This window comes from Nitrospirota bacterium (genome assembly GCA_035516965.1).
Classification (GTDB): Bacteria; Nitrospirota; UBA9217; order UBA9217; family UBA9217; genus MHEA01.
Window position 1 is genome coordinate 18,174 of sequence record DATIZR010000037.1, and the last position, 23,365, is coordinate 41,538.

A 23,365-nucleotide genomic window follows, 5' to 3' on the forward strand; every position below is an offset into this window, starting at 1 on the left:
TGCCTCTATTCCGCCCGATAGCGGGCATCGAAGCTGCGGGGGGCAGGGGTTTTTTTCACTCGATGATCGGGATTTGCGGCCGCGTGCTCCAGGATTTTAAAGACCGCTTCAACACGATCCTCGGCATGAATGGCTTTGGCGATCTCTTCCGCAAGAAAGTCCTTATTCCGGTTCTTTCGCAGATAGGCCAGCACTTCGTTCTGAAGCGTGATGACCGTACTCGCCATCTTCTTCCCCGCCTCCACTCCGGGCTGGTGATAGGCATTGATGTTCACGAGCGAGGCATAGAAGCCGACAGCCCTTTCGTAGAGTGCGATCAGCACGCCGATCGACCGGGCGTCAAGCCTGTCGATCGTTATCGTGAGGGATTCGCGGCCATTCTCGTACAACGCGTCCCTGGTCCCCTGGAGATAGGCATTCAGGTAGTCCCCGCTCGTGACGCCGGGCTCCACCTCTCCTGATTTCTGACCGCGATCATGAAGCACTTCAATGAAGGTTGCAAAAAAGTTGTTCACGCCCTCCCGGAGCTGCTGCACATAGGCATGCTGGTCGGTGGATCCCTTGTTCCCGTACACGGCGATGCCCTGGTTCACGACCTTGCCGCGCGCATTCTTTTCTTTGCCGAGCGATTCCATCACCAGCTGCTGGAGATATTTCGAGAAGAGCGCCAGCCGGTCCTTATAGGGAAGAATGACCATATCCTTTTTCCCGACGCCTCCTGTTGCGTGATGCCAGGACAGGGCGAGCATTGCTGCCGGGTTGGAGGCGGTCTCTTTCCTGCGGGTAGCCTCATCGCACGAGGCAGCTCCTTCTAGTAAGCCTTCTATGCTTATACCCTGCAGAGCGGCCGGAAGCAATCCAACTGCTGACATTACGGATGTCCTCCCACCCACCCAGTCCCACATGGGGAATATTGATAACCAGCCATCATTTTTTGCCGTATTATAAAGTTTACTCCCCACTCCAGTGACTGCAACAGCTTGACGTTCAAATGGCAGCCCTGCTCTCCTATGCGCTGCAGCTACCTCGAGCATCCCATTCCTTGTTTCAACGGTCCCGCCGCTTTTCGATATGACGATGACCAGGGTGTCCTGCAGGTCTTTCCCTATCTCGGCCAGCACCCGGTCCATGCCGTCAGGGTCCGTGTTGTCGAGAAAAAAGGGCTTCATAGCGTCGGCCTGCGAGCCGAGCGCATCCGCGATGAACTGCGGCCCCAGGGCCGAGCCGCCGATGCCGATGCTGAGAATCTTTGTGAAGCGGGCTCCCGCCCGGGGCGCGATCTTTCCTGAATGAACGGAAGAAACAAAATTTCTGATCGCCTTACGCGTATCTTCAATCTCCCGCTTAATGTCCGTTGTTGGCGCAAGCCCGGGAGCGCGGAGCCAGTAGTGGCCGACCATGCGGTTCTCGTCCGGATTGGCTATGGCTCCGGCTTCGAGCGCATCCATTGCCTCATAGGCCTTCTGCATCTCGGGCTCCATACGGTCAAAGAAATCAGCGGCAAAATTCATCCTGCTGACATCCAGCGTCAGGCCGATGGAAGGAGCCTCACAAATATTTTTTTTATATCGTTCCCAGCGTGATGGATCATTCATTTGTTTTGTCCTTTACCTGCCTGTTCACCCGCTAACTGTCTTCAATGGATCCTGTCCCTATTCATGCGTTTCTTCAGTTCCATACACCTTCCTGATCCTGCGGCCAAGCTCTCTGAGCGCCTCGGAGAATGTCCTCCCCTCATCCATCAGCTCACGCACCACTTCTGCCTTGCTCAACGCGGCGATCACCTCGTCGGCCTCGTCAACGACGTTGCATTCGTTCGCTCCCTTTGAGACCTGTTGAAGGATGCAGGACTCTATCTGTTGAGCGGTGTATCGTTCAGCCAGTTTTTTTAATTCCTTGGTTTCCATAAACGGTTGGTAATGGAACCATTTTATCATAGAAGATATGGTCTGGAAAGCTCTCCCTGTTTCAGGCCGGAGCGCCCCTTCCCACTAAAAAGGGCTTCTTAGCCATTCTGCATTATGGTAATATACGCTCCATGCAGGAAACAGATACCATCTGCGCTGTTTCGACCGCTCCCGGAGAGGGAGGCATCGGCATCATCCGCATCAGCGGCACTGATGCGATCCCGATCGCATCGGCCGTGTTCAGGCCGAGAAACGGCGCCCGGCAATTCGGCGAGCTATCGCACACCATTCATTACGGCCTGATCGCGGCCCCCGGCGGCGAGGTGGTCGATGAGGCGCTGGTCAGCGTCATGCACGCCCCGGCAACCTATACCCGGGAGGACGTGGTAGAAATCAACTGCCACGGCGGCATGGTTCCGCTCTCGCGGACGCTGACTCTGCTGATCGCCGCTGGAGCGCGGCAGGCGGAGCCCGGCGAATTCACGAAGCGTGCCTTTCTGAACGGCAGGATCGACCTAAGCCAGGCTGAAGCGGTGATGGACGTCATCAGGGCAAAGACCGACTTGGCCCATAGGGCGGCAAAGGAGCTGCTGCTGGGCGGCCTGTCGAGAGAAATCAGCGCGATCCGGAACAGGCTGATCTCGATAACGGCGATCGTCGAGGCGGCGGTTGACTTTCCCGAGGAGGACATCGAAACGGATGCCGGCCAGCCAATTGCCGAGGATGTTGCAGGAGTTATCGGGGACATTGACAGGATGCTGGCGACCGTTACCAACGGAAGGGTTCTTCGTGAAGGCTTCGCAACGGCGATCGTTGGCAGGCCGAATGTCGGAAAGTCATCTCTGTTGAACGCGCTGCTCAGGCAAGACCGGGCCATCGTGACCGAAGTTCCCGGGACCACGCGGGATATTCTCGAAGAGTATCTGAACATAGCAGGGGTGCCGCTCAGGATCCTGGACACGGCGGGAATCCGGCATTCCCGGGACGTAGTCGAACAGGAGGGCGTCCGCCGAAGCCTCGCGGCCATCGAGTACGCTGACATGGTTTTGGTCGTCCTCGACGGTTCTCAGGCTATGACCGATGAGGATCGGCGGGTGCTCAAAAGCGTGCAGGGCAAGGCTGGCCTGGCAGTGATCAACAAGGCCGATCTGCCCAGGAAGCTCGAACCGCTGGAGCGTTCGGACCATGAGGTCCTGGTATCGTGCCACACCGGGGCAGGGCTTGACGAGCTTCGAAACGCCATCTCGCAGATCGTTCGCTCCGGGACCATAGCGATCCGGGGTGAACACGCATGGGCAGTGAACCAGCGGCACAAGACGGCCCTTGAGCAATCGCGGGAGAGCCTGCAGAAGGTTCAGGAGTCGATTGCGGCCGGTCTTTCGCCCGAATTCCTCGCCCTGGACCTCCGCGCGGCGCTCGACCAGCTGGAGATTGTCATCGGCGCAGTCTATACCGAGGACATTCTGCAGCGGATATTCAATGATTTCTGCATCGGGAAGTAATAATGTTAATACGAATAGTTTCCCGTAAAGGCGCAGGGGACGAAAGGAGAGCGGTGAAAGCATGATCGAGGAGCAGATATCAGGATCAGAAGCAGTCACGAGACACCGCTGCAAGGCCTTTCCTGTTGGTGTTTCTCTTATTCATTCGGCCCTCCTCCGCGCCACCGCCCTGCGGTGAATACGTTTGGGGTCTCGTAATGTCCTTTAACCAGAGATACGACGTCATCGTAGTCGGCGCCGGCCATGCCGGATGCGAGGCCGCTCTCGTTTCGGCGCGCATGGGCTGTTCCACGCTCATGCTCACCATGAACCTGGACAGCATCGCGCTCATGTCCTGCAACCCGGCCATCGGCGGTCTGGCCAAGGGTCATCTCGTAAAGGAGATCGATGCCCTCGGCGGCGAGATGGCGAAGGTCATCGACCGCACCGGCATCCAGTTCAGGATACTGAACCGGAGCAAAGGTCCTGCGGTGCGGGGGACGCGCGCCCAGGCCGACAAGCAGCGATACCGCCTCGCTCTGAAGGAGGTCGTGGAGAAACAGCCTCTTCTGGATGTGAAGCAGGGACTGGTTGAACGGGTGCTTGTCGAGGGAAAGAAGGTAATCGGCGTGGAAACGAACATCGGCATGCAATATGCGTCCTCCGCCGTGATCATCACGACCGGTACGTTCCTGAAAGGTCTCATCCATATCGGGCTCGTGAACTATCCCTCAGGCAGGGCAGGGGAGTTTCCTTCTGTGGGCCTGTCGGACAGCCTCAGGGAGCTCGGCTTTGAGATCGGCAGGCTCAAGACGGGCACGCCTGCGAGACTGAACGGGAGAACCATCGATTTTTCGCGGATGAAACCTCAATATGGGGATGATCCGGCGCCTTTCTTTTCCATTTCTGAAAATGTGCATACTCTCCCACAATTGCCCTGTTATCTAACATATACAAACACTTTAACGCATGAAATCATCAAGAATAATCTTGATCGCTCCCCACTTTATGCCGGCGTCATAAAAGGCACCGGGCCTAGATATTGTCCTTCCATTGAGGACAAGGTCATGAGGTTTTCCGATAGGGAGCGGCACCAGGTATTCCTCGAGCCGGAAGGGTTGGATACTGAAGAATACTATGCCAACGGAGTATCCACGAGCCTTCCCTATGATGTGCAGATCCAGATTTACCGCTCCATTCCGGGCCTCGAAGAAGTGGAGATCATGCGGCCTGCCTATGCCATTGAATACGACTTTGCACCGCCGACTCAGATCACGCACACTCTGGAGACGAAGCGAATAGCGGGGTTGTACTTTGCCGGCCAGATCAACGGGACCTCGGGCTACGAAGAGGCGGCGGCCCAGGGCCTGATGGCGGGCATCAACGCAGCACTCAAGCTCGGGAAGCGTAAGCCCCTCGTGCTCGCGCGCTCGGAAGCATACGTCGGCGTCCTGATCGATGACCTGGTGACCCGCGGCACCCTCGAGCCATACCGGATGTTCACCTCCCGCGCCGAGTACCGGCTCATACTCCGCGAGGACAACGCGGACATGCGGCTCCGGCAGAAGGGGCATGATCTCGGCCTGGTCTCGCAGGAGCAACTCCGGCTTTTTCAGGACAAGCGGGATGCCGTTGAACGCGAGATTTCGAGGCTCAAAAAGACCTGGGTCAAGGCAGCGCCTGGAATCAACGCGATTCTGGGGAAAAAGGGGACGCCGGAAATCGCAGGCGAGGCGTCTCTCGACCAGCTCTTGAAACGGCCTGAGCTGTCGTATCGGGACATCGTAGCGATCAACCCTGCTCCCGATCCTCTTCCAACCGGCGCGTCGGAGCAGGTCGAGATCCAGGTGAAGTACGAGGGCTACATCCAGCGCCAGCTCCAGCAGGTGGAACGCTTCTCCTCGCTGGAACAGAAGTTCATTCCCGATGACCTGGAATACGATGCCGTGACCGGGCTCGGCGCCGAGGTGAGGCAGAAGCTGAAGCAGGTCCGGCCCGTGTCGCTCGGCCAGGCCTCGCGCATCTCCGGCGTCACGCCCGCTGCCATCTCGCTGCTCATGGTTGCGCTTGAAAAACGGAAACGGGGAAGGGTGTAACTACCGCGCGTCGTCCGGCATGATACGGCTTACTGCCGGTACCTGAATCCTGGAGACAGAGTGACACCACGGGAATTATTGAACAGCGGGACAGCAGAACTCGGCATCCCCTTGAGCATTGAGCAGGTGAACACCCTCTTCGTGTATCTTGCCGAGCTGAAAAAATGGAACCGGAAGATCAACCTCACCTCCATCACCTCGGAGCGGGGCGTGGTGATCAAGCATCTTCTTGATTCGCTGGCCTACCTCAGGGGGTTCTTGCCGGCATCGGGGCTAAACCTTCTGGACATGGGGTCGGGCGCAGGGTTCCCTGCGGTTCCGATCAAGGTCGCCTGCCCGGAGATCTCGATAACGCTCGTGGAGTCGGTGAAGAAAAAAGCCGCGTTCCTCAGGCATATCCTGCGGACGCTGCCCCTGGACGGGGCGGAGGTCCTGGACGTGAGGATAGGGGAAGTGCCGGCGGACTATGAAAATACGTGTGACCTGGTCACGGCCAGGGCCTTTGCGGACATGGGCTCGGCCCTTGCTGCGGGCGTCCGGTTCCTGAAGACCGGCGGCCTCATGGTACTGAGCAGGGGGCCCGGCGAGACCATCGGCGAGCAGGACCTGGTCAGGGCCGGTGTCTTTCTGGAGAACAGGATCAGCCTGAGGCTTCCGCACTCGGATTATGACCGCGCGATCTGGGTGTTTAAGAAATCGGCATAGCTTTCGTCACGGTCAGACAAACCACCAGAATTCTTCGGGAGAAGCGAATGCGGTTTATGATTCCTTGTCCCTGTTCATTCTCTTTTTTTATGAATAATTCGCTTGCAGGTGCTACTTAATTAGGGTTGGATTTTGACGACTTCACCCAAGATACCGATTGAATGGCGGGCGGCGGCAGAAGAGATCGTCGCACAGGGCGGACCTGTTATGGTCATCGGGGCTCCCGGCTCCGGTAAAACGACCTTCTGCCAGTACCTCGCGAGTCTTTCCTGCCGCAGCAGCAAAAGCGTGTCCTGGATCGATGCGGATCCCGGCCAGCCTTACGTCGGACCGCCGGCTGCCCTGTCCCTGACGTCCTTTTCCGCGGCAGCTGATCTGGTCAAGCGAAGGAGCCCCCAATACCTGAGCTTCGTAGGGAACACTTCGCCTATTGGCCATCTGCTCGAGATGATCTCCGGCCTCCAGAAACTGCACACGCTCGCCCAGACCGTGCATCCCGGCCTTGTCCTGATAAACACCTGCGGCCTGGTGAACGGCGGAGCTGCACGGGAGCTCAAGTTCCACGAGATCGAGATGATTTCGCCTCACTATGTCGTTGCTCTCCAGAACAGTAACGAGGTCGAACACCTGCTGGCCCCCCATGCGCACCGTGCGGGCCTCCTGATCCAGCGACTCCCCGTCTCGCCGGAGGCCAAGGTATCCACCCGGGAGTCCCGGCTTGCCATGCGGGAGCAGCGCTTCAAGGAATACTTCCGAGGGGCCGATTACCAGGATATAACACTGCCTGATGTCGGCATCCATGGTCCCGGGCTCGGAACCGGCGAGCGACTCGGATTCCGGGACGTGAACCGGCTGTCGAACATCCTCCAGGGGATCGTGGTACATGCCGAGCTGTCCGCCGACCGGCTCTTTCTTATCATGGAAGGGGACTATGCCGGCGACGAGCTCTACACGGCGAAAGAGCAGTATCATGTGAGGGAGGTCATGATCCTGAAGCGCTCGGAGATCGACCACCTGCTCATCGGTCTGAATAATGACCGGAACCTCTGCCTGGCGCTCGGCATCATCCGGGAACTTGACCTGAAAGAGCTGACCATGCGGGTCATCACGCCGCTCCGGGATATCGCAGCCGTCCGTTCGATCTCGCTCGGGTCCCTCAGGGTCAGCCCGGCCGGCGGTGAGTTGGGGCAATGGTAAGAGAGATGTTCCACGTGGAACACCAGCCCGAAGGGCGTCTTCTTGTCTGCCCTGGACGCGTTACACCCCGCAGCCTCGTTGCTGCTATCGACTAGGAGGGCCGAGGCGGCAGAGTCGCTCTCTATAGGTGTGTCTTCACGAGTGCGATCCTGGCATCACACCCCTGATCCACCCCCCCCCCCCGGGAAGCCAGCCATCCGTCACGGCCTCTTCAGAAGCGCCCCCGAAGGGCAAATGAGCAACGGAGTCGCAGCTCGTCCGGGGACTGTTCCACGTGGAACATCGGGCACCCGGAACAGGCGCTTCCTTCCCTGAGCAGTCTGCTGATAAGCGAATGCAAAGCCGACATCCAGAGCGAGGTGAAGGATCTCACGTCGTTGGACGGGATCGATTCTTCATTGCGCTCAGAATGACAGGTACCTGGTTCTGGACGAGTTCACCGAACTGCGGGTAGAAGATCGACCCGACACAGATTCCCGGAGCTTCATGAGACGGTCTGTTCCCTGCAATAAGCTAAGTTTTTTCTTCCTTTTATTACTATCCTATGGTAAAGTTACAGGGTTTTTGATCAGACGCTGGAGGCGGGTATGGGCAGGGTCATCGCGATTGCCAATCAGAAGGGCGGCGTGGGCAAGACAACGACCACGGTGAACATCGCCGCGTCCCTTGCCGCAGCGGAAAAGAAGGTTCTGCTGGTCGACTCCGACCCCCAGGGCAACTCGACGAGCGGCATGGGGATCGACCGGAACGAAATAACCGGCAGCACCTATGACCTGTTCACTGGGAAAAAGCCCCTTCCGGAGATCAAAAAATCAACGCATTTCCCCTGGCTCGACGTGGTCCCGGCGAAGATCGACCTGGTCGGCGTCGAGGTAGAGCTCATCCAGATGATCTCTCGGGAGCGGGTGCTCAAGAGGGCGCTCGCGCCGATCAGAAACGACTACGACTATATCCTCATCGACTGCCCGCCCTCGCTGGGACTGCTCACGATCAACGCGCTGACCGCAGCCGACAGCGTTCTCATCCCGGTCCAGACGGAGTACTATGCGCTCGAGGGCCTGTCGGCGCTCATGAATACGATCAAACTGATCAGGCATGACCTGAATCCCGACCTTGCCATCGAGGGCGTGCTGCTTACCATGTACGACAGCAGGAATAATCTGGCCGAACAGGTTGCCCAGGAGGTCAGGAAGCATTTCGGCAACAAGGTGTTCAGCACGGTCATCCACCGGAACGTGGCCCTGAGCGAGGCTCCCAGCCACGGCAAACCGGTGCTGCTGTACGATATCCGTTCCCGCGGAGCCCAGAGCTACCTGGAGCTGGCCAAGGAGGTTTTGACCAATGCAAAAGCAGGCGCTCGGTAAAGGGCTCGGCGCGCTCATCCCGGACCTTTCCTCGCTCGACGACAAGGAGCGGAAGGCCCTCGGCATTTCCGAGATCGCGCTCGACAAGATCATTCCGAACGAGTACCAGCCGAGGAAGACCTTCGACGACGGGAAGCTGAATGAGCTCGCTGCGTCCATCAGGGAGCAGGGCGTGATCCAGCCCGTCATCGTCCACCGGACCGCGGGCGGCAGCTACCAGCTGATTGCGGGCGAGCGGCGGTGGCGAGCGGCGCGCCTGGCGGGGCTCAAAACCGTTCCGGCGCTCGTGAAGGAAGCGACCAAGCGCGAGCTGCTCGAGATGGCGCTGATCGAGAACATCCAGCGCGAGGACCTGAACGCTCTCGAGGCCGCCGAGGCGTACAAACGTCTCCAGGACGAATTCAAGCTGACGCAGGAAGACCTGGCGAAGCGCGTCGGCAAGGAGCGATCAACAATCACGAATTTCCTCCGCCTCCTCGGCCTGCCCAGGGAAGTGAAACAGGATCTGGCAACGGGTGCACTCAGCATGGGCCATGCGAAGGCCATCCTGTCCCTCGAGCGGGTCCGCGACCAGGTGCTGGCGGCCCAGATGATCACCAAGAAGGGGTTGTCCGTCCGCGAGGCCGAGGCGCTCGCCTCGCGGCTCAAGAGCCCCCCGAAGGAAAAAAAGGCGCGCCAGAGCCATGAGCTGAAGTCAGTCGAGGAAAAGCTCAGGAAGTCGCTCGGCACCAAGGTGACCATCGCGGCGAAAGCAAAAGGCGGCAGGATCGTGATCGAATACTATTCCAATGACGAGCTGGAGAGGATCGTGGAAAAGATCGGGTAACGGTGAGGGGGATTCCACCGCAGGGGACGCAGAGATCGCGGAGCTCGGAGCCGGCCATCGTCTGTCACATCATCCCAGTTGACCCTGTGGCAAAGCTTCTTAAATCGGTTTGAGGAGGATTCTTTCATGTTGAAGAAGGGTTCAGGTTCACCGGAGCAGGCGGAGATCACCGCGTTCCTCGGAAAGGGAACGGAGTTCAAGGGCGTGCTCAGCTTCGAGGGCACCATCCGGGTCGACGGCAAGGTCGATGGAGAAGTAGTGTCCAAGGACACGCTGATCGCCGGCGACGGCGCGTTTCTCCAGGGCGAGATCTCGGTGGGAACAATCATTACGAGCGGGACGGTCGTCGGCAACATCACCGCTAGCCAGAAAGTGCATGTCATTGCCCCAGGCAACATCCAAGGCAACATCAAAACGCCAAAGCTCATCATCGAAGAAGGCGTGACCTTCGACGGCAAGTGCGAGATGGCCGGTGAGAAGAAGGCCACTGACCAGAAGGTCGTGTCGCTGGTCGAACGGTCGTAAAGCCTGATACTGTACGGACGCCTGCTTTCGATTCGAACAGGCGACCCATATTCCTTCGTGTCTTCGTGGCAAGCCCGAACAGAACGAGCTGATTATGATCCTCTTTCATCGATACCGCACGCCGGCGCTCTCCGTCTACCAGACCGCCGGCCTGCTCACCTCGGCCCGACAGGCAGTGTCCCCGGCGATCCACGGCATCGCGACGGAGTACTGCTTCAACATCGCCTCGGACGGCCCGTTGGGCGCCGATGAAATGCTCCTGCTCCGCTGGCTCCTCGCAGAGACCTTCGAACCCCGGCAGTTCTCCGACAAATCGTTCCTCTCGGCCGATGCGTCACCCCTCAAGCCTCACGTCGTTTTAGAGGTCGGCCCCCGCATGAACTTTACCACGGCCTGGTCCACGAATGCGGTCTCGGTCTGCCACGCCTGCGGCCTGAGGAAGATCTCCCGCGTCGAACGGTCGCGCCGGTACCGGCTGGAGCTCGCGCCCCAGGCCGCCCTGTCGCGAGGCCAGGAAACAGAGTTTCTCTCCCTCGTGCATGACCGGATGACGGAGTGTCCCTATCCGGAACCGCTCAGGACCTTCGAGACCGGCGTCAAACCCGAACCCGTGCGGATCATTCCCTTGATGGAGGAGGGGAGGGCGGCGCTCGAAAAGATCAACCGCGAGATGGGCCTCGGGCTGGACGAATGGGACCTCGATTACTATACCGGCCTCTTCGTGAAGGACATCGGGCGCAATCCCACGAACGTCGAGTGCTTCGACCTCTCCCAGTCGAACAGCGAACACTCGCGCCACTGGTTCTTCCGCGGCAAGCTGATCGTGGACGGCAGGGAGGCTCCCGACACGCTGATGAAGGTGGTGAGGGCCACCTGGGAGGCGAACAGGAACAACAGCGTCATCGCCTTCAGCGACAACTCGAGCGCGATCACCGGGTACGACGTCACCACGCTCATCCCGGGCGTCGTCGGCAAGCCGTCCGCCTTCCAGGCGGCGCGCAGAAAATACCACATTATCTTCACGGCCGAGACGCACAACTTCCCCTCGGGCGTGGCCCCCTTCCCCGGAGCCGAAACCGGCACGGGCGGCCGCATCCGCGACGTACAGGCGACCGGCACGGGCGGCCTCGTCGTGGCAGGCACCGCGGCCTACTGCGTGGGCAACCTCAGGATCCCCGGGTACGACCTTCCCTGGGAAGACGCCTCATATACATATCCGAATAATCTTGCCTCTCCGCTCCGGATCGAGATCGAGGCCAGCAACGGTGCGTCCGATTACGGCAACAAGTTCGGCGAGCCGGTGATCCAGGGCTTTACCCGTTCCTTCGGCCTCAGGACGCCCGATGGCGAGCGCCGGGAGTGGATCAAGCCCATCATGTTCTCCGGCGGCATCGGGCAGATGGACGCCCGCCACACGGAAAAGACCGCGGCGAAGAGGGGCATGCTCGTGATCAAGGTGGGCGGACCGGCATACCGCATCGGTATGGGCGGCGGCGCCGCCTCGTCCATGATCCAGGGCGAGAACATCGCCGAGCTCGACTTCAACGCCGTGCAGCGCGGCGACGCCGAGATGGAGCAGAAGCTGAACCGCGTGATCCGCGCCTGCGTGGAGCTGGGGGATCAGAACCCGATCCAAAGCATTCACGACCAGGGCGCGGGAGGCAACTGCAACGTCGTGAAGGAGATCGTGCATCCCGCCGGCGCAAAGATAGAGATCCGGAAGATCCAGGTGGGGGACGCCACCCTCTCGGTCCTCGAGATCTGGGGCGCCGAGTACCAGGAGCAGAACGCACTCCTGCTCAAGCCGGAACAGGAGGCGCTTTTCCGCTCGCTCTGTGAGCGTGAAAAAGTGCCCGTCGCGGTCATCGGCACGATCACCGGCGACGGCTTCATCGTGCTGTATGACTCGCTGGACGGTTCAACGCCCGAGGAGCTCGAGCTCGCCAAGGTGCTCGGCGACATGCCTCAGAAGGTATTCACGCTCGACCGGAAGAAAACAACGCTCATGCCGCTCGACCTGCCAAAGGATCTGACCGTCCGGAAGGCTATCGACCGCGTGCTCCGCCTCCTCTCTGTCGGCTCCAAGCGCTTTCTCACGAACAAGGTCGACCGCTCGGTCACGGGGCTGATCGCACGCCAGCAGTGCGCCGGGCCGCTCCAGCTGACCGTATCCGACGTTGCCGTGATCGCCCAGTCCCACTTCGGCCTGACCGGCGCAGCCATCTCGATCGGTGAACAGCCGGTGAAGGAACTGATCGATCCGGCCGCCATGGCGCGCATGAGCGTGGGCGAAGCGCTGACGAACATCGTCTGGGCGCAGGTCTCCGGCCTCGGAGACATCCGCTGCTCGGGCAACTGGATGTGGGCCCCGAAGCTCCCGGGCGAAGGGTCCCGTCTGTATGACGCCGCCGTTGCCATGCGGGACGTGATGATCGAGTTCGGCATGGCAGTGGACGGAGGCAAGGACAGCCTTTCCATGGCCGCCAAGGTCGCCCGTCCCGACGGGACCAGCGAGACCGTGAAATCGCCCGGCACGCTCGTGATTTCCGCATACGTAACCTGCCCCGACATCACCAAGACGGTGACCCCGGACCTGAAGTCACCCGGCAGGAGCAAGCTTCTCTTCATAGACCTCGGGAACGGGCAGAACCGTCTCGGCGGCTCGGCCCTGGCCCAGGTCTTCGGCCAGGTGGGGGACACATCGCCCGACCTCGACGATCCCGCTCTGCTGACCAGAACCTTCAATGCCGTCCAGAAGCTGGTTGATGAGCGGCTCATCCTCGCCGGCCATGACCGGTCCGACGGCGGACTTGCGACGACCCTGCTCGAGATGGCCTTCGCCGGGAACTGCGGCATCAGTGTCGATCTCGGCAATCAAAAAGACTCGATCGCCGCCCTCTTTGCCGAAGAGCTCGGCCTCGTCATGGAGTATTTACCATCCGATGAGTCGCGGATATTCGCGATCCTCGATGCCGCGGCAGCGCCGTACCGGGCGATCGGGACGACATCGGCCGACAAAACGATCACGGTGATTGCAAGCGGTTCGCCAATCCTCTCCGAGGACATGCGCACACTCCGCGATGTCTGGGAGGAGACGAGCCACCAGCTCGACTTGATGCAGAGAAACCCCGACAGCATCCGCGAAGAGCGGAAGAACATATACGACCGCAAGGGTCCGTCCTTTGTGATCCCCTTCACCCCCTTTCCCACGGCCGACGACCTCCTGTGCAGCATCACCAAACCGAAGGTCGCGGTCATCCGCGAAGAGGGGAGCAACGGCGACCGCGAGATGGTCTCGGCCTTTTCCATGGCCGGCTTCGAGCCCTGGGACGTGACCGTGACCGACCTGCTCGCAGGCCGCGTTACGCTAGACCAGTTCCGCGGGGTCGTTTTCGTCGGCGGGTTCAGCTATGCCGATGTGATCGACTCGGCAAAGGGTTGGGCGGCCTCGATCCGGTTCAACAAGACGGTCTGGGACCAGTTCGAGCGGTTCTACCACCGTCCCGACACCTTCAGCCTCGGCGTGTGCAACGGGTGCCAGCTCATGGCTTTGCTCGGATGGGTGCCGTGGAGAGGGATTGCAGACGAGCTCCAGCCCCGGTTCATCCACAACCGGTCAGGCAGGTTCGAATCGCGGTTCTCGACCGTGAAGATCCTGAAGGGCCCTTCGATCATGCTGAGGGGTATGGAGAACTCCGTGCTCGGCATCTGGGTGGCCCACGGAGAGGGACATGCCTTTTTCCCTGACCAGAAGATGCTCAGGGACTTCGACGCCCGTCTCGCGCCGGTACGCTACGTCGATGACAATTCGAACATAACCGAGGAATACCCCTTCAACCCGAACGGCTCGCCCGCGGGCATCGCGGGCCTCTGCTCGCCCGACGGCCGCCATCTGGCCATGATGCCTCATCCCGAGCGCTCGGTGCTGACCTGGCAATGGGGCTGGATGCCGGAGCACCTTAAGAAGGCCCTTACCGCTTCACCCTGGCTCCGGATGTTCCAGAACGCGCGGGAGTGGTGCGAGACAAACAGGTAAAAACAGCAGCGCGGCAGACCCCGTCACGAGCTCAGTCGAGCAATGAACGCGGATGATCGCAGACAAGAGTCCCCAACCCGGAGAAGCCGGAACGAAAACCTTTTTCCGGCCTAGAATCAAGCTTTGTTTGCGGGTATGACTTGCCGATACGTTATTCGCACATGAAAACCCCATCTGCCGCTATCCTCCCTCCCGATAATTACCTTGTAAAACCATCACCTATTTGATACCCTGTTCGTCGTGGAAAACACCGCGAGCGAGGTGACCATGCGAACCAGCCCGATTGACACCGGTAAAAAGAGCACCGGGCCGCTTCCGGACGAAGAAGCGCGAAGGAAACTGCTGGTCGGGACCGGGGCAATGCTGGCCCTGTTCCTCACGCTCCTGTACACGGCCTTCTATTCATCCCAGCGATGGTGGAGCCCCTTGCTGTTCAACATCCCCGTGTGCGTCGCGCTGGCTGCTGTTGTCATTCTTATCAGCAGAAAGACCACGAACGCTTCGATCGTGCTGTTCTTTTTCATCCTCATTGCGCAGCTCTTTCTCGTCACGAACCTCTTCCTGGGCAAGGAATCGGGCATTCACTATTACCTGTTCTGCATCATGCCTTTTCTCATCATAGCCTTCCCCCGGAAAGAAGACCTTGCCTTCATCATCCCCATAGGCACGGCGGACCTGCTCGCGTTCGTTTTCACGGAATACGCACCTTTTAATTCTCCCTTTGCCGTGAAGCCGTCCTGGGAAACGCTCACGTTCATTCACATGGCATCCACAACGGGAACGCTGCTGCTGATATCCGCGCTCGTGCTGATCCTCTACTGGGACATACGCAGGGCGAAGAACGCACTCGAGCGCGAACACAGCCGCTCCGAATCGCTTCTTCTGAATATCCTTCCGGCGCCGATCGCGCTCCGCCTGAAGGCCTCACCGGATGCGATCGCCGAGACGTACCGGGAAGCCTCGGTGCTCTTTGCCGATATAGCCGGATTCACCGCTCTTGCGGCCAGGTTCCGGCCGAACGAACTCGTCGCTATCCTGAACAGGTATTTTTCATGCTACGATGAGCTCGCGGAGAAATATTGCGTGGAAAAGATCAAGACCATCGGCGACGCTTACATGGCGGCCGCTGGGATCCCGCAGGTTCGGGACGATCACGCAGCGGCGCTCATCCGCATGGCGTCCGAGATGCTTGAGATGACCGGCAGGATAAGCCGGGAATGCGGGCTCGAGCTCGCGATACGGATCGGGATAAACTCGGGAGAGGTCACTGCCGGAGTGATCGGTAAAAAGAAGTTCATCTACGACCTCTGGGGGGACACGGTCAATATCGCCTCGAGGATGGAGTCCCACGGGCTGCCCGGAAGGATCCAGGTCTCTCAGCGGACCTATCAACTGCTCAAGGACGAATTCTCCTTCGAACACCGGGGCAGGATTGAAATAAAGGGGAGGGGTGAACTGGATACATATCTGCTGATAAAATGACGCCGATAGCATGGTTGCCGGGTTTCACTTCGTTCTCCCTGACTGACAATCTCGCGTGACCAATCTCTTTCTACCCTGCCAAAGCAGGCGCGTCAGCCGCAGCTTCCCTCCTTTTATATTGACATCCCAAAACATTCTGTATATATTTCGTTTCAATGAACGTGATCACCGAGACCGAGGTCGTCCAGGCCTGCCAGACGCTCTTCGGAGACCATGTCAATATCAGCAGGGACTTCCTGTCCTACCTCCAGCCCAGCGGGGTCAAGTCAGCCTACCGCAAAAAGGTCAAGGAAAACCACCCTGATTTTTTTACCTCCGATCCGCTCCCCATCCAGCAAAAACAGACCGCGCTGTTCCGCGACATTCTCCAGGCCTACGATGTCCTGACCCTGTTCTTCCAGCAGCGGGAAAAAGACGCGTACAAGCCTGCTCCTGCCGCAGCGCGGCAGCATCAGCCGCGACCCCGGAAACAGGATGCCGCACACAGCACTGCAGCATCCGACGCGCCTCCGCGCGCCAAGGGCGACGACGCTCGTTACCGGGGAAGCATGCCCCACTGCACGCTGCAGACCGGCCAATACCTCTATTACCGGGGAAAGATAACCTTCGAAACTCTGATCAATGCGCTGATCTGGCAGCGGAAGCAGCGGCCTTCCTTCGGCGATATTGCCGTCCGGTGGGGTCTTCTCGACTCGGACGGCTTGAACAGGATCTTCAGCCAATGCGGGAAACCGCGGCTCTTCGGCGAAAAGGCGGTCGAACTCGGCCTGCTCACGGTGTTCCAGGTGAACACGATCCTCCTGTATCAGCGCTCGCAGCAGAAACTGCTGGGCGGCTATTTCGTCCAGAAGAATCTCCTTGCGAAGGACGAGCTCGAGCGCCTTGTCCGCGAACTCAAACAGCACAACTCAGCAATGCGTTCGGCTGCTCTGAAGCGAAGACAACACGAAGAAGCATACGCCTGATCCTGCTGCCCCGGCCTCTCCCTCTCCTTCCCGCCTTTCTTCGCCCCACACGGAACAACCTTCTCCTGATATACTAATACAAGCTATTTCAAAAACTCAGTGGAGGAGGGACGATCATGGCAATGGCGAAAAAGATCAAACAACTTTTTTTCATGGTTCCTGACAAGGCCGGACAGCTCGCAGCAATCACTGCCGCGCTGGGAAAGGCAAAGGTGAATATCACTAATATCTGCGCTTACGGCATGCAGGGAGAGGCGACCTTCATGCTGACAGCGGACAGCCACGCCAGGGCGAAAAAAGCCCTTGCTCCCCTTGGCGCAGAGATCAAGGAGTATGAAATCATTGAGGCGGAGATCTCAAACAAGCCCGGGGAGTTGCAGAAAGTAGCTAAAAAACTGGGCGACGCGGACATCAGCATCATGTATATCTATGGAACAACGTCTAAGAGCAGAACGGCTAACGTCGTCTTCACCACCACGGACGATGCTAAGGCAATCAAGCTTATCAACAAAAAGTAGAACGCTCATACTTTTGAATGGGCTGTGAAACACCTCTTGCCCTAAGGATGCATTAAACACCGGGGAAGGGGGGTCACGGTATGATTATCAAACAAAGTGATCATTACGGGCTTCTCCGATACGGCCGTTATGCCCTTCTCCTCTTGCTTCTCCTTCAGGTTTCCTGCTTTTACAACGACGATGATAATGAGTGCATCCTGCTTCCGTTTTTGCCATTGACGGCCGGCGTGCCCTTTACTGATGTAGTTTACTTCGGCGGTTTTAATACCTATGGTGTTTCCGTCATCCCCGGGTCGCTCTACAAGATCAGCATCACCGGCCTGACCGATGACTCCGACCTTGTCTTTTTCGGGACCGACGGGACCTTCACCTTTCAAGCACGATGCCCGGTCGATAATACGGCGTTCATCGGCCTGTCATCAGAGGACTGTGTGATAGCGGCCCCCGGGAACACGCTCTATTTCGCCGTTGACGGGTCCTTCCTTTTCACTTCGGCCGGCCTCTACACCATCGACGTGGAGCCGTTGACCATAACGGACCTCACGGTTTCCCTGCCTGCTTCTGATACAGCAGCGGTGAGAGGCGCGGGCGTGTACTCGCTTCCGGTCACCACAGGCACTGTCTACACGGTCGGCATGACCGCGCTCACCAATGACGCGGATATGTATGTCTTCAACGACGCCTTGTTAACCTCGAAAGCGATCTGCGCTATCAACAACACGCAATTCACGGGAACCACACCGGAGGACTGTACGCTGACCGCGTCCGGCTCGACGCTGAATTTCATCATTGACGGGATATTCAGCACGTCACCGAGCGTTTCTTATACCGCCCTCGGAACGCCGGCCCCGGCCATTCCCGTTCCGGTCAATGAGGGCACGCCGGCCGCGCCCGTGGCCCTGGCCATAGACGCTCAGGTGATCGGACAGGTTGCTTCAGGCCCGACAGGATCAAGCTATTATGTCGTTCATGGTCTTACCCCAAACTCGCGGTATACGGTAAGTATCAACGGACTGACAAACAACGCCGATCTCTCGGTCTATGACAACGATGCGACATTCACGACTTTGGCGGTATGCTCGATCGACAATACTTCCTTTGCCGGCACAACACCGGAAGACTGCACCCTGACCGCTGCAGGGGCCTCGCTGTACTTCAAGGTCACTTCAAACACCACTAGTGGCGGTCTTTCTTTTATCAGTCTCGTGGAATCAGGGCCGTAGCATGGAAGACACGAAAAAGAGCGCTCTCAGATCACGAGAGCGCCCTTGCTCTTGCCGCACGATTCACGCCGATATCAATCGAGAGATACCACAAAGCTCCCCGCATACCCGTGTTCCGTGAAGTTCTTTTCCGCTGCCTCCGCGGCCTTCAGCGACGGGTACTTGCCCGCATAGACGCGATAGAACAGCTCGCCATACACGTTCGTCAGGTGAACATCGGTAAATCCGGAGCGGTTCTTCATATCATCAGCCAGCCTGCGTGCATTCGTGAACTCCTTGAACGAGCCGATCTGGACCGTGTAATTTCCCGTATCATAGCTTGGCGCTTCCCGGTAGCCCGTCTTGCCTTCCAGCCGGTAGCCGAGCGCCTCGATCCGCACCGGTGCGGTACCCGCGATGTCAATGCCCAGCGTTTTTGCCGCGGCATAGGACAGGTCGATGATCCTGCCCTTGACGAACGGGCCCCGGTCGTTCACGCGCACCACGGCTTCCTTCCCGGTGTCCTGGTTCCGCACCTTCACGTACACCCCGAGCGGAAGCGTCTTGTGCGCCGCTGTCATGGCGTGCATGTCGTATTTTTCGCCGCTGCTCGTGTTCTTGCCGTGAAAATCGGCGCCGTACCAGCTCGCCACGCCCGTCTGAACGAACCCCTCGTGGGTCTGCAGCGGCTCATACCGCTGGCCGTACACGGTATAGGGCCTTTGCGACGCTTTCGACGGAGCAACAGCAGGCTTTTTCGGCGCGCAGGCTTGAATGAGCAGCAGGCAGAGGACCAGCAGAAATAGTCGTTTCACCATCAAAAGCGCTCACCAAGGTGTAATCAGGGTGTAACCAGCAGGACCGGGATTCGGGCTACCCGGCCGCGCTGCGTGGTGCTATAATACCGTCAAACGCCCGGCGGGGCAACTGCAAAATACCATGCCGAGAGGCAACAATGATCAAGCACATTGTATTGTGGAAACTGAAACCTGAGGCTGAAGGCGCGACAAAGGATCAGAACGCGGCATTCATGAAGCGCGAACTCGAGGCGCTGAAGGCAAAGATCCCGCAGATCAAACACATCGAGGTAGGACTGAATCTCATCCCCTCCGACGCGGCCCACGACGTTGCGCTGTATTCCGAGTTCGCGACCGAACAGGACCTTGACATCTACCAGAAGCATCCCGACCACCTGAGGATCGCCGCTTTCGTCGCAAAGGTCAGGGAGAGCCGCGCTGTCGTGGATTACAAATCGGGCGGTTGATCGGGAGGCCGGCATGGACAGGACCATCAGCGCCCAGGAGCTTAAGGAACTGCTCGACACGGAGAAGGATCTTGTTCTCCTCGACGTGAGAAGGAAAACAGACCGCGACGCGGACCCGGCCGCACTTCCCGGCGCCCTGTGGCGGGACCCTGATAACGCGGCCTCCTGGAGCAGCGAGCTGCCTCCCGGCAGGGACGTCGTCATCTACTGCGCCCGCGGAGGTTCGGTGAGCAACAAGGTCCTGGACCAGCTGCTCGAGAAAAAGATTCCTGCACGATTCATTGAGGGCGGCATCGCCGCCTGGAAAGAATCAGGGGGCAGGACCGTCGAGAAAAAGACTTGACCGGCCCCAGCCTCAACCGGGCCTCGCACACTCCAGTGCCGCTTCATCACAAGAGAAAGGATTATCGCGGCTTCAGCAAATTCGACCTTGATCGTAAAGCATAGGACGCACAGCTTTACAATCAATATTGAATCGGTCCTCTTCGCGACCTAGGGCTATAGCCGTTGCGTTTTCCGGAAAATTGTCCTTCATCACAACCTGATTCCCTCCCCATAATGGTCCTTTCCCGGATGGATTCTGTCTATCATCCCGCGATCAAAGATCCTGTCCTCTGCGATCTCCGACCTGATGTATCCCAGCCTGCGAAGGACGGGCACGAACTTCATCGTTGACGCGATATAAGCTTCCGTCAGCTGCGCGCAGTATCGCGGTGAGATGCCGATCGCATCCAGGACAAGCTCTTGGTCGACGATCCCAACGAAGTCCGCAATGGCTCGCGCAGCTTCCGAGGGCTGATTCCTGATAAAGGCCGTTGCCTCTTCATGCAGCCCGAGAATTCGCTCCACCACGCCAGGATATTTCTCTAGGAAGTTCCTGTCCACTGCGATGCCGTAGCTGGGATTGTCCGGCCAGAGCTTCGACGGCGGGATGAGCACCCTGCCGTCAGCGAACCTCCTGATTGCCGCGGCCAGCGCCGGCGTGCCGACGGCGGCACTGACCTCATCCTTTACCACGGCCTCCGTCACCAGGTCAGCCCAGGCAAAATTCCTGACCTCGATCTCGCGCTCCAGGCCCTGCTTTTCGATGCAGTCTTTCAGGATCACGTCATGGATCGAGCCCCTGCCCGGCACGCCGATCACGCGGCCCCGGAACTGGCTCAGGACCGAACCCAAGTCCCCCTCTTCGGGAAGTCCCCGCCATTGACGCTTTCCGGCCATGGCCGTGCCTTCCATATGACCGCCGGCCACGCACACGATGTTGACTCCCTGATCGATGCCGATGATCGCCGGGGGAAGGCCGATGTACGCGAGATCGAGCTCACCCTGCCGGAAGGCCTGCACGATTGCGGGACCGGTGCCCATGAGCCGCCACTCTATCCGGGCGTCGAGCCGCTTCTCGGTCCCGCCATCGGCCATCAGAAGGATAGCCGTGTGGTAGAACGTGGAAAGATGTCCAATCCTGACCTTCATTGTCATCCCCCTCCTGCCCCCGAATCCGCGCCTGGTTCCATAATAGTCTGCACTGCCATCGGAGTCAACTCCGAGCATCACCGCCGGTTTCAAGTTGCAGCTAGAGACAACCGGGCAGAAGAGCCAGATTCATCCTTTCCCTGTTGCCGATAGGGTGCGCGGTGTGATAGTATTCCGGCATGAAGATCACCATCGACAGGGAAAGCTCCGAACTGCTCAGAACTCTCGATGTCCTGGGCATGCCCGCCTTCCTCGTCGACCGGCACTGGACCATCCTTTCGTGCAATGACGCGGTCCCGGGTTTCTTTGAATGCGAACGGTCAGCCGTCATCGGACAGTCCCTCGACCGGTTCGTGTCCATTGACCAGCTTCCCCTCAATCTTTTAGTAGTATCTCCCGGGGAGTCTGACCCCGGCGACGGCTCCTCCGCATCGGTGCGCTCATTCTGCTTCCGGAAGAACAGCGGGCCGCTCGCCTGCCGCGTCGCGATCGTTCCGAAGAGCAATAATCGTCCGGACAGGATGACTGTCATTGTCCGGGACGGGGCGGGTCATCGGGCAGGGCAGATTGACGCTCCCCCCGCGCGGCAGGACACGGGAACACAGGGCGACCTGATCAACGAGTTGAGCAGCATCATCAATTCGAGCCTCAGCATCGGGACGATCTTCCGCATGGTCGTTTCCGAGCTCAGGAAAATCATCCACTACAGCAGGGCGAGCCTCCTGCTCTATGATGAAAAGACCGACAACCTGCTGATCTTCGCCCTGGACACGGGCATGAAGACGGCGATGAAGAAGGGCGTCAGGGCGCCGATCGAGGGAACGAGCGCGGGATGGGTCGTTCGGAACAACAAGCCCTGGATCAGCTACGACCTGGGCGAGACCGCGTTTCCCCTGGACCGGAAGCTGGCGCGCGAAGGCATCCGCTCGACGATCAGCATTCCCCTGTTCCACGACCGCATGCTCGGCGTGTTCAATTTCGACAGCGAGCTGCCGTCACAGTACTCCGAGAAGGACCTGGAGATCCTGCTGCCTGTTGCCAAGCACATCGCCGTCGCTCTGGAGAACGCGCTCCTGTTCGAGGAGATCTCGAAGGAAAAAAAGGAGTGGGAGAGCACCTTCGACGCGATCACGGACATGGTCTGGATCGAGGACGGCCGCCAGAAGGTGATCCGCGCGAACAAGACCCTGCTCACGCGGACGGGCTTTTCTAAGGCCGAGATCACGCAGAAGCTCTGCACGGGACTGCTTGAAAAGATCGGCATCGTAGCGACCGACTGCTGCCTCTGCAAGGACACCCTTTCCTCGAAGCGTCCGGCCTTCCAGGAGCTGAAAAGCTTCGGTGGCAGCATTTTCCATTTCTGGGCCTATCCGCTGGTCGACGAAGAGGGCAGGCTCTATGCGATCGTCCACTATCTGAAGGACATGACCGCCCAGAAGCGGCTCGAACAGCAGCTCATCCGTTCCGACAAGCTCGCCTCCCTCGGCACGCTCGTCGCCGGCATTGCCCACGAGATCAACAATCCGCTCGGCATCATTGCGGGCTATTCCGAGGCGCTCCTCGACCGGTCGCAGGACGCGGCGCTCACCGGCCTCAGGGAGTTCGAAGATTTTCCCGATTATCTCAAAACGATCCATAACGAGATCTTCCGCTGCAAGACGATCCTGAAAAGCCTGCTGGAGTTCGCCCGGCCGTCGGGCGGAACGTACCGCGAGATCGACATCAACGAGCTCATCAAGGAGGTGCTCCTGCTGCTGAAACACCGCACAGCTCGGCTCAAGCACTCACTCGAGCTCGACCTGAACCGGGACCTCCCGAAGATCCTTGCCGACGCCGGGAGTCTGAGGCAGCTCCTGATGAACCTTCTGCTGAACGCCATTTACTTTACACCCGAGGGCGGCAGCATCTTCATCAGGACCGGCGCGGACGATCCCCGGCAGGACCGCCCCTTCGATACCGGGCCCGGCAGAATAACGCTCTCCGTCAGCGACACGGGAGACGGCATCCCCCCGGACCTCATCGACAAGATCTTCGACCCCTTCTTCACGACGAAACCCGTGGGCGAGGGCACCGGCCTGGGCCTCACCATCTGCCACCGCATCGTGGAAGAGCATGGCGGCACGATCGATGTCAAGAGCGAGCCTGGCAGGGGAACGACGTTCATCATTACGCTGCCGGCGATCGCGTGATACGGGCGGGGGCATCCAGCACCCTGAAAAGGGTAACTACAAGGGTTGCCCCTACGGTCTCTAGAAGACCATGATACTGGTTTAAGGTTTTTACCAAGGACGGTATGCTGTCAACTCTTTCTCCGCGTCTCCGCG

At 59.2% G+C, this 23,365-nt stretch carries 19 protein-coding genes; 15 read left to right on the forward strand and 4 right to left on the reverse strand.

Features of this window, described 5'->3' with window-relative positions; genetic code table 11:
- Nucleotides 1–5: 5 nt before the first annotated feature.
- Complete coding sequence (locus tag VL197_04350) at nt 6–1,595, reverse strand: glucose-6-phosphate isomerase (GenBank protein HUJ17203.1); 1,590 nt, start codon at nt 1,593–1,595, stop codon at nt 6–8.
- Between the two features lie 57 nt (nt 1,596–1,652).
- Nucleotides 1,653–1,907: a hypothetical protein gene (locus VL197_04355; protein ID HUJ17204.1), complete on the reverse strand. Its 255-nt coding sequence runs from the start codon at nt 1,905–1,907 to the stop codon at nt 1,653–1,655.
- A gap of 131 nt (nt 1,908–2,038) precedes the next feature.
- Here VL197_04355 and mnmE point away from each other — a divergent pair, with 131 nt between their 5' ends.
- The 12 genes from mnmE to VL197_04415 all read left to right on the forward strand — a co-directional run bounded on the left by mnmE (nt 2,039) and on the right by VL197_04415 (nt 18,325).
- On the forward strand, nt 2,039–3,409 hold the full coding sequence (gene mnmE, locus VL197_04360; protein HUJ17205.1) for a tRNA uridine-5-carboxymethylaminomethyl(34) synthesis GTPase MnmE: 1,371 nt from the start codon (nt 2,039–2,041) through the stop codon (nt 3,407–3,409).
- A 197-nt stretch (nt 3,410–3,606) separates the two neighbouring features.
- Nucleotides 3,607–5,484 carry a tRNA uridine-5-carboxymethylaminomethyl(34) synthesis enzyme MnmG gene (gene mnmG / locus VL197_04365; GenBank protein HUJ17206.1) on the forward strand — a complete coding sequence of 626 codons (1,878 nt, stop codon included), beginning with the start codon at nt 3,607–3,609 and terminating at the stop codon, nt 5,482–5,484.
- 60 nt (nt 5,485–5,544) lie between these two features.
- A complete protein-coding gene (rsmG, locus tag VL197_04370; GenBank protein HUJ17207.1) occupies nt 5,545–6,189 on the forward strand; it encodes a 16S rRNA (guanine(527)-N(7))-methyltransferase RsmG in 645 nt (214 codons plus the stop codon).
- 132 nt (nt 6,190–6,321) lie between these two features.
- Nucleotides 6,322–7,386, forward strand: a complete 1,065-nt coding sequence (locus VL197_04375) for a Clp1/GlmU family protein (protein HUJ17208.1) — start codon at nt 6,322–6,324, stop codon at nt 7,384–7,386.
- Nucleotides 7,387–7,973: 587 nt separating this feature from the next.
- Nucleotides 7,974–8,750 carry an AAA family ATPase gene (locus VL197_04380; GenBank protein ID HUJ17209.1) on the forward strand — a complete coding sequence of 259 codons (777 nt, stop codon included), beginning with the start codon at nt 7,974–7,976 and terminating at the stop codon, nt 8,748–8,750.
- On the forward strand, nt 8,728–9,576 hold the full coding sequence (locus tag VL197_04385; GenBank protein ID HUJ17210.1) for a ParB/RepB/Spo0J family partition protein: 849 nt from the start codon (nt 8,728–8,730) through the stop codon (nt 9,574–9,576). Before VL197_04380 ends, VL197_04385 begins: the two co-directional genes overlap by 23 nt.
- Before the next feature lie 126 nt (nt 9,577–9,702).
- Nucleotides 9,703–10,101, forward strand: coding sequence for a polymer-forming cytoskeletal protein (locus tag VL197_04390; protein HUJ17211.1), 399 nt, complete (start codon nt 9,703–9,705; stop codon nt 10,099–10,101).
- A 94-nt stretch (nt 10,102–10,195) separates the two neighbouring features.
- Nucleotides 10,196–14,137: a phosphoribosylformylglycinamidine synthase gene (gene purL / locus VL197_04395; GenBank protein HUJ17212.1), complete on the forward strand. Its 3,942-nt coding sequence runs from the start codon at nt 10,196–10,198 to the stop codon at nt 14,135–14,137.
- Between the two features lie 267 nt (nt 14,138–14,404).
- Complete coding sequence (locus VL197_04400; GenBank protein ID HUJ17213.1) at nt 14,405–15,619, forward strand: adenylate/guanylate cyclase domain-containing protein; 1,215 nt, start codon at nt 14,405–14,407, stop codon at nt 15,617–15,619.
- Nucleotides 15,620–15,774: 155 nt separating this feature from the next.
- Nucleotides 15,775–16,584 carry a J domain-containing protein gene (locus VL197_04405; protein HUJ17214.1) on the forward strand — a complete coding sequence of 270 codons (810 nt, stop codon included), beginning with the start codon at nt 15,775–15,777 and terminating at the stop codon, nt 16,582–16,584.
- A 116-nt stretch (nt 16,585–16,700) separates the two neighbouring features.
- Nucleotides 16,701–17,102, forward strand: coding sequence for a hypothetical protein (locus tag VL197_04410; protein HUJ17215.1), 402 nt, complete (start codon nt 16,701–16,703; stop codon nt 17,100–17,102).
- An 80-nt stretch (nt 17,103–17,182) separates the two neighbouring features.
- Nucleotides 17,183–18,325 carry a hypothetical protein gene (locus VL197_04415; protein HUJ17216.1) on the forward strand — a complete coding sequence of 381 codons (1,143 nt, stop codon included), beginning with the start codon at nt 17,183–17,185 and terminating at the stop codon, nt 18,323–18,325.
- A 74-nt stretch (nt 18,326–18,399) separates the two neighbouring features.
- On the opposite strand, the gene VL197_04420 is transcribed toward VL197_04415, so the two are convergent.
- Complete coding sequence (locus tag VL197_04420) at nt 18,400–19,122, reverse strand: septal ring lytic transglycosylase RlpA family protein (GenBank protein ID HUJ17217.1); 723 nt, start codon at nt 19,120–19,122, stop codon at nt 18,400–18,402.
- A gap of 137 nt (nt 19,123–19,259) precedes the next feature.
- Here VL197_04420 and VL197_04425 point away from each other — a divergent pair, with 137 nt between their 5' ends.
- Nucleotides 19,260–19,568, forward strand: coding sequence for a Dabb family protein (locus VL197_04425; GenBank protein HUJ17218.1), 309 nt, complete (start codon nt 19,260–19,262; stop codon nt 19,566–19,568).
- Between the two features lie 13 nt (nt 19,569–19,581).
- The gene (locus tag VL197_04430) at nt 19,582–19,911 is read left to right on the forward strand and encodes a rhodanese-like domain-containing protein (GenBank protein HUJ17219.1); all 330 of its coding nucleotides are present in this window, start codon (nt 19,582–19,584) and stop codon (nt 19,909–19,911) included.
- 191 nt (nt 19,912–20,102) lie between these two features.
- Here VL197_04430 and VL197_04435 read toward each other — a convergent pair whose 3' ends face one another.
- Nucleotides 20,103–21,041, reverse strand: a complete 939-nt coding sequence (locus tag VL197_04435) for an ABC transporter substrate-binding protein (GenBank protein HUJ17220.1) — start codon at nt 21,039–21,041, stop codon at nt 20,103–20,105.
- 179 nt (nt 21,042–21,220) lie between these two features.
- Here VL197_04435 and VL197_04440 point away from each other — a divergent pair, with 179 nt between their 5' ends.
- Nucleotides 21,221–23,230, forward strand: coding sequence for an ATP-binding protein (locus VL197_04440; GenBank protein ID HUJ17221.1), 2,010 nt, complete (start codon nt 21,221–21,223; stop codon nt 23,228–23,230).
- The last annotated feature ends 135 nt before the right edge of the window (nt 23,231–23,365 follow it).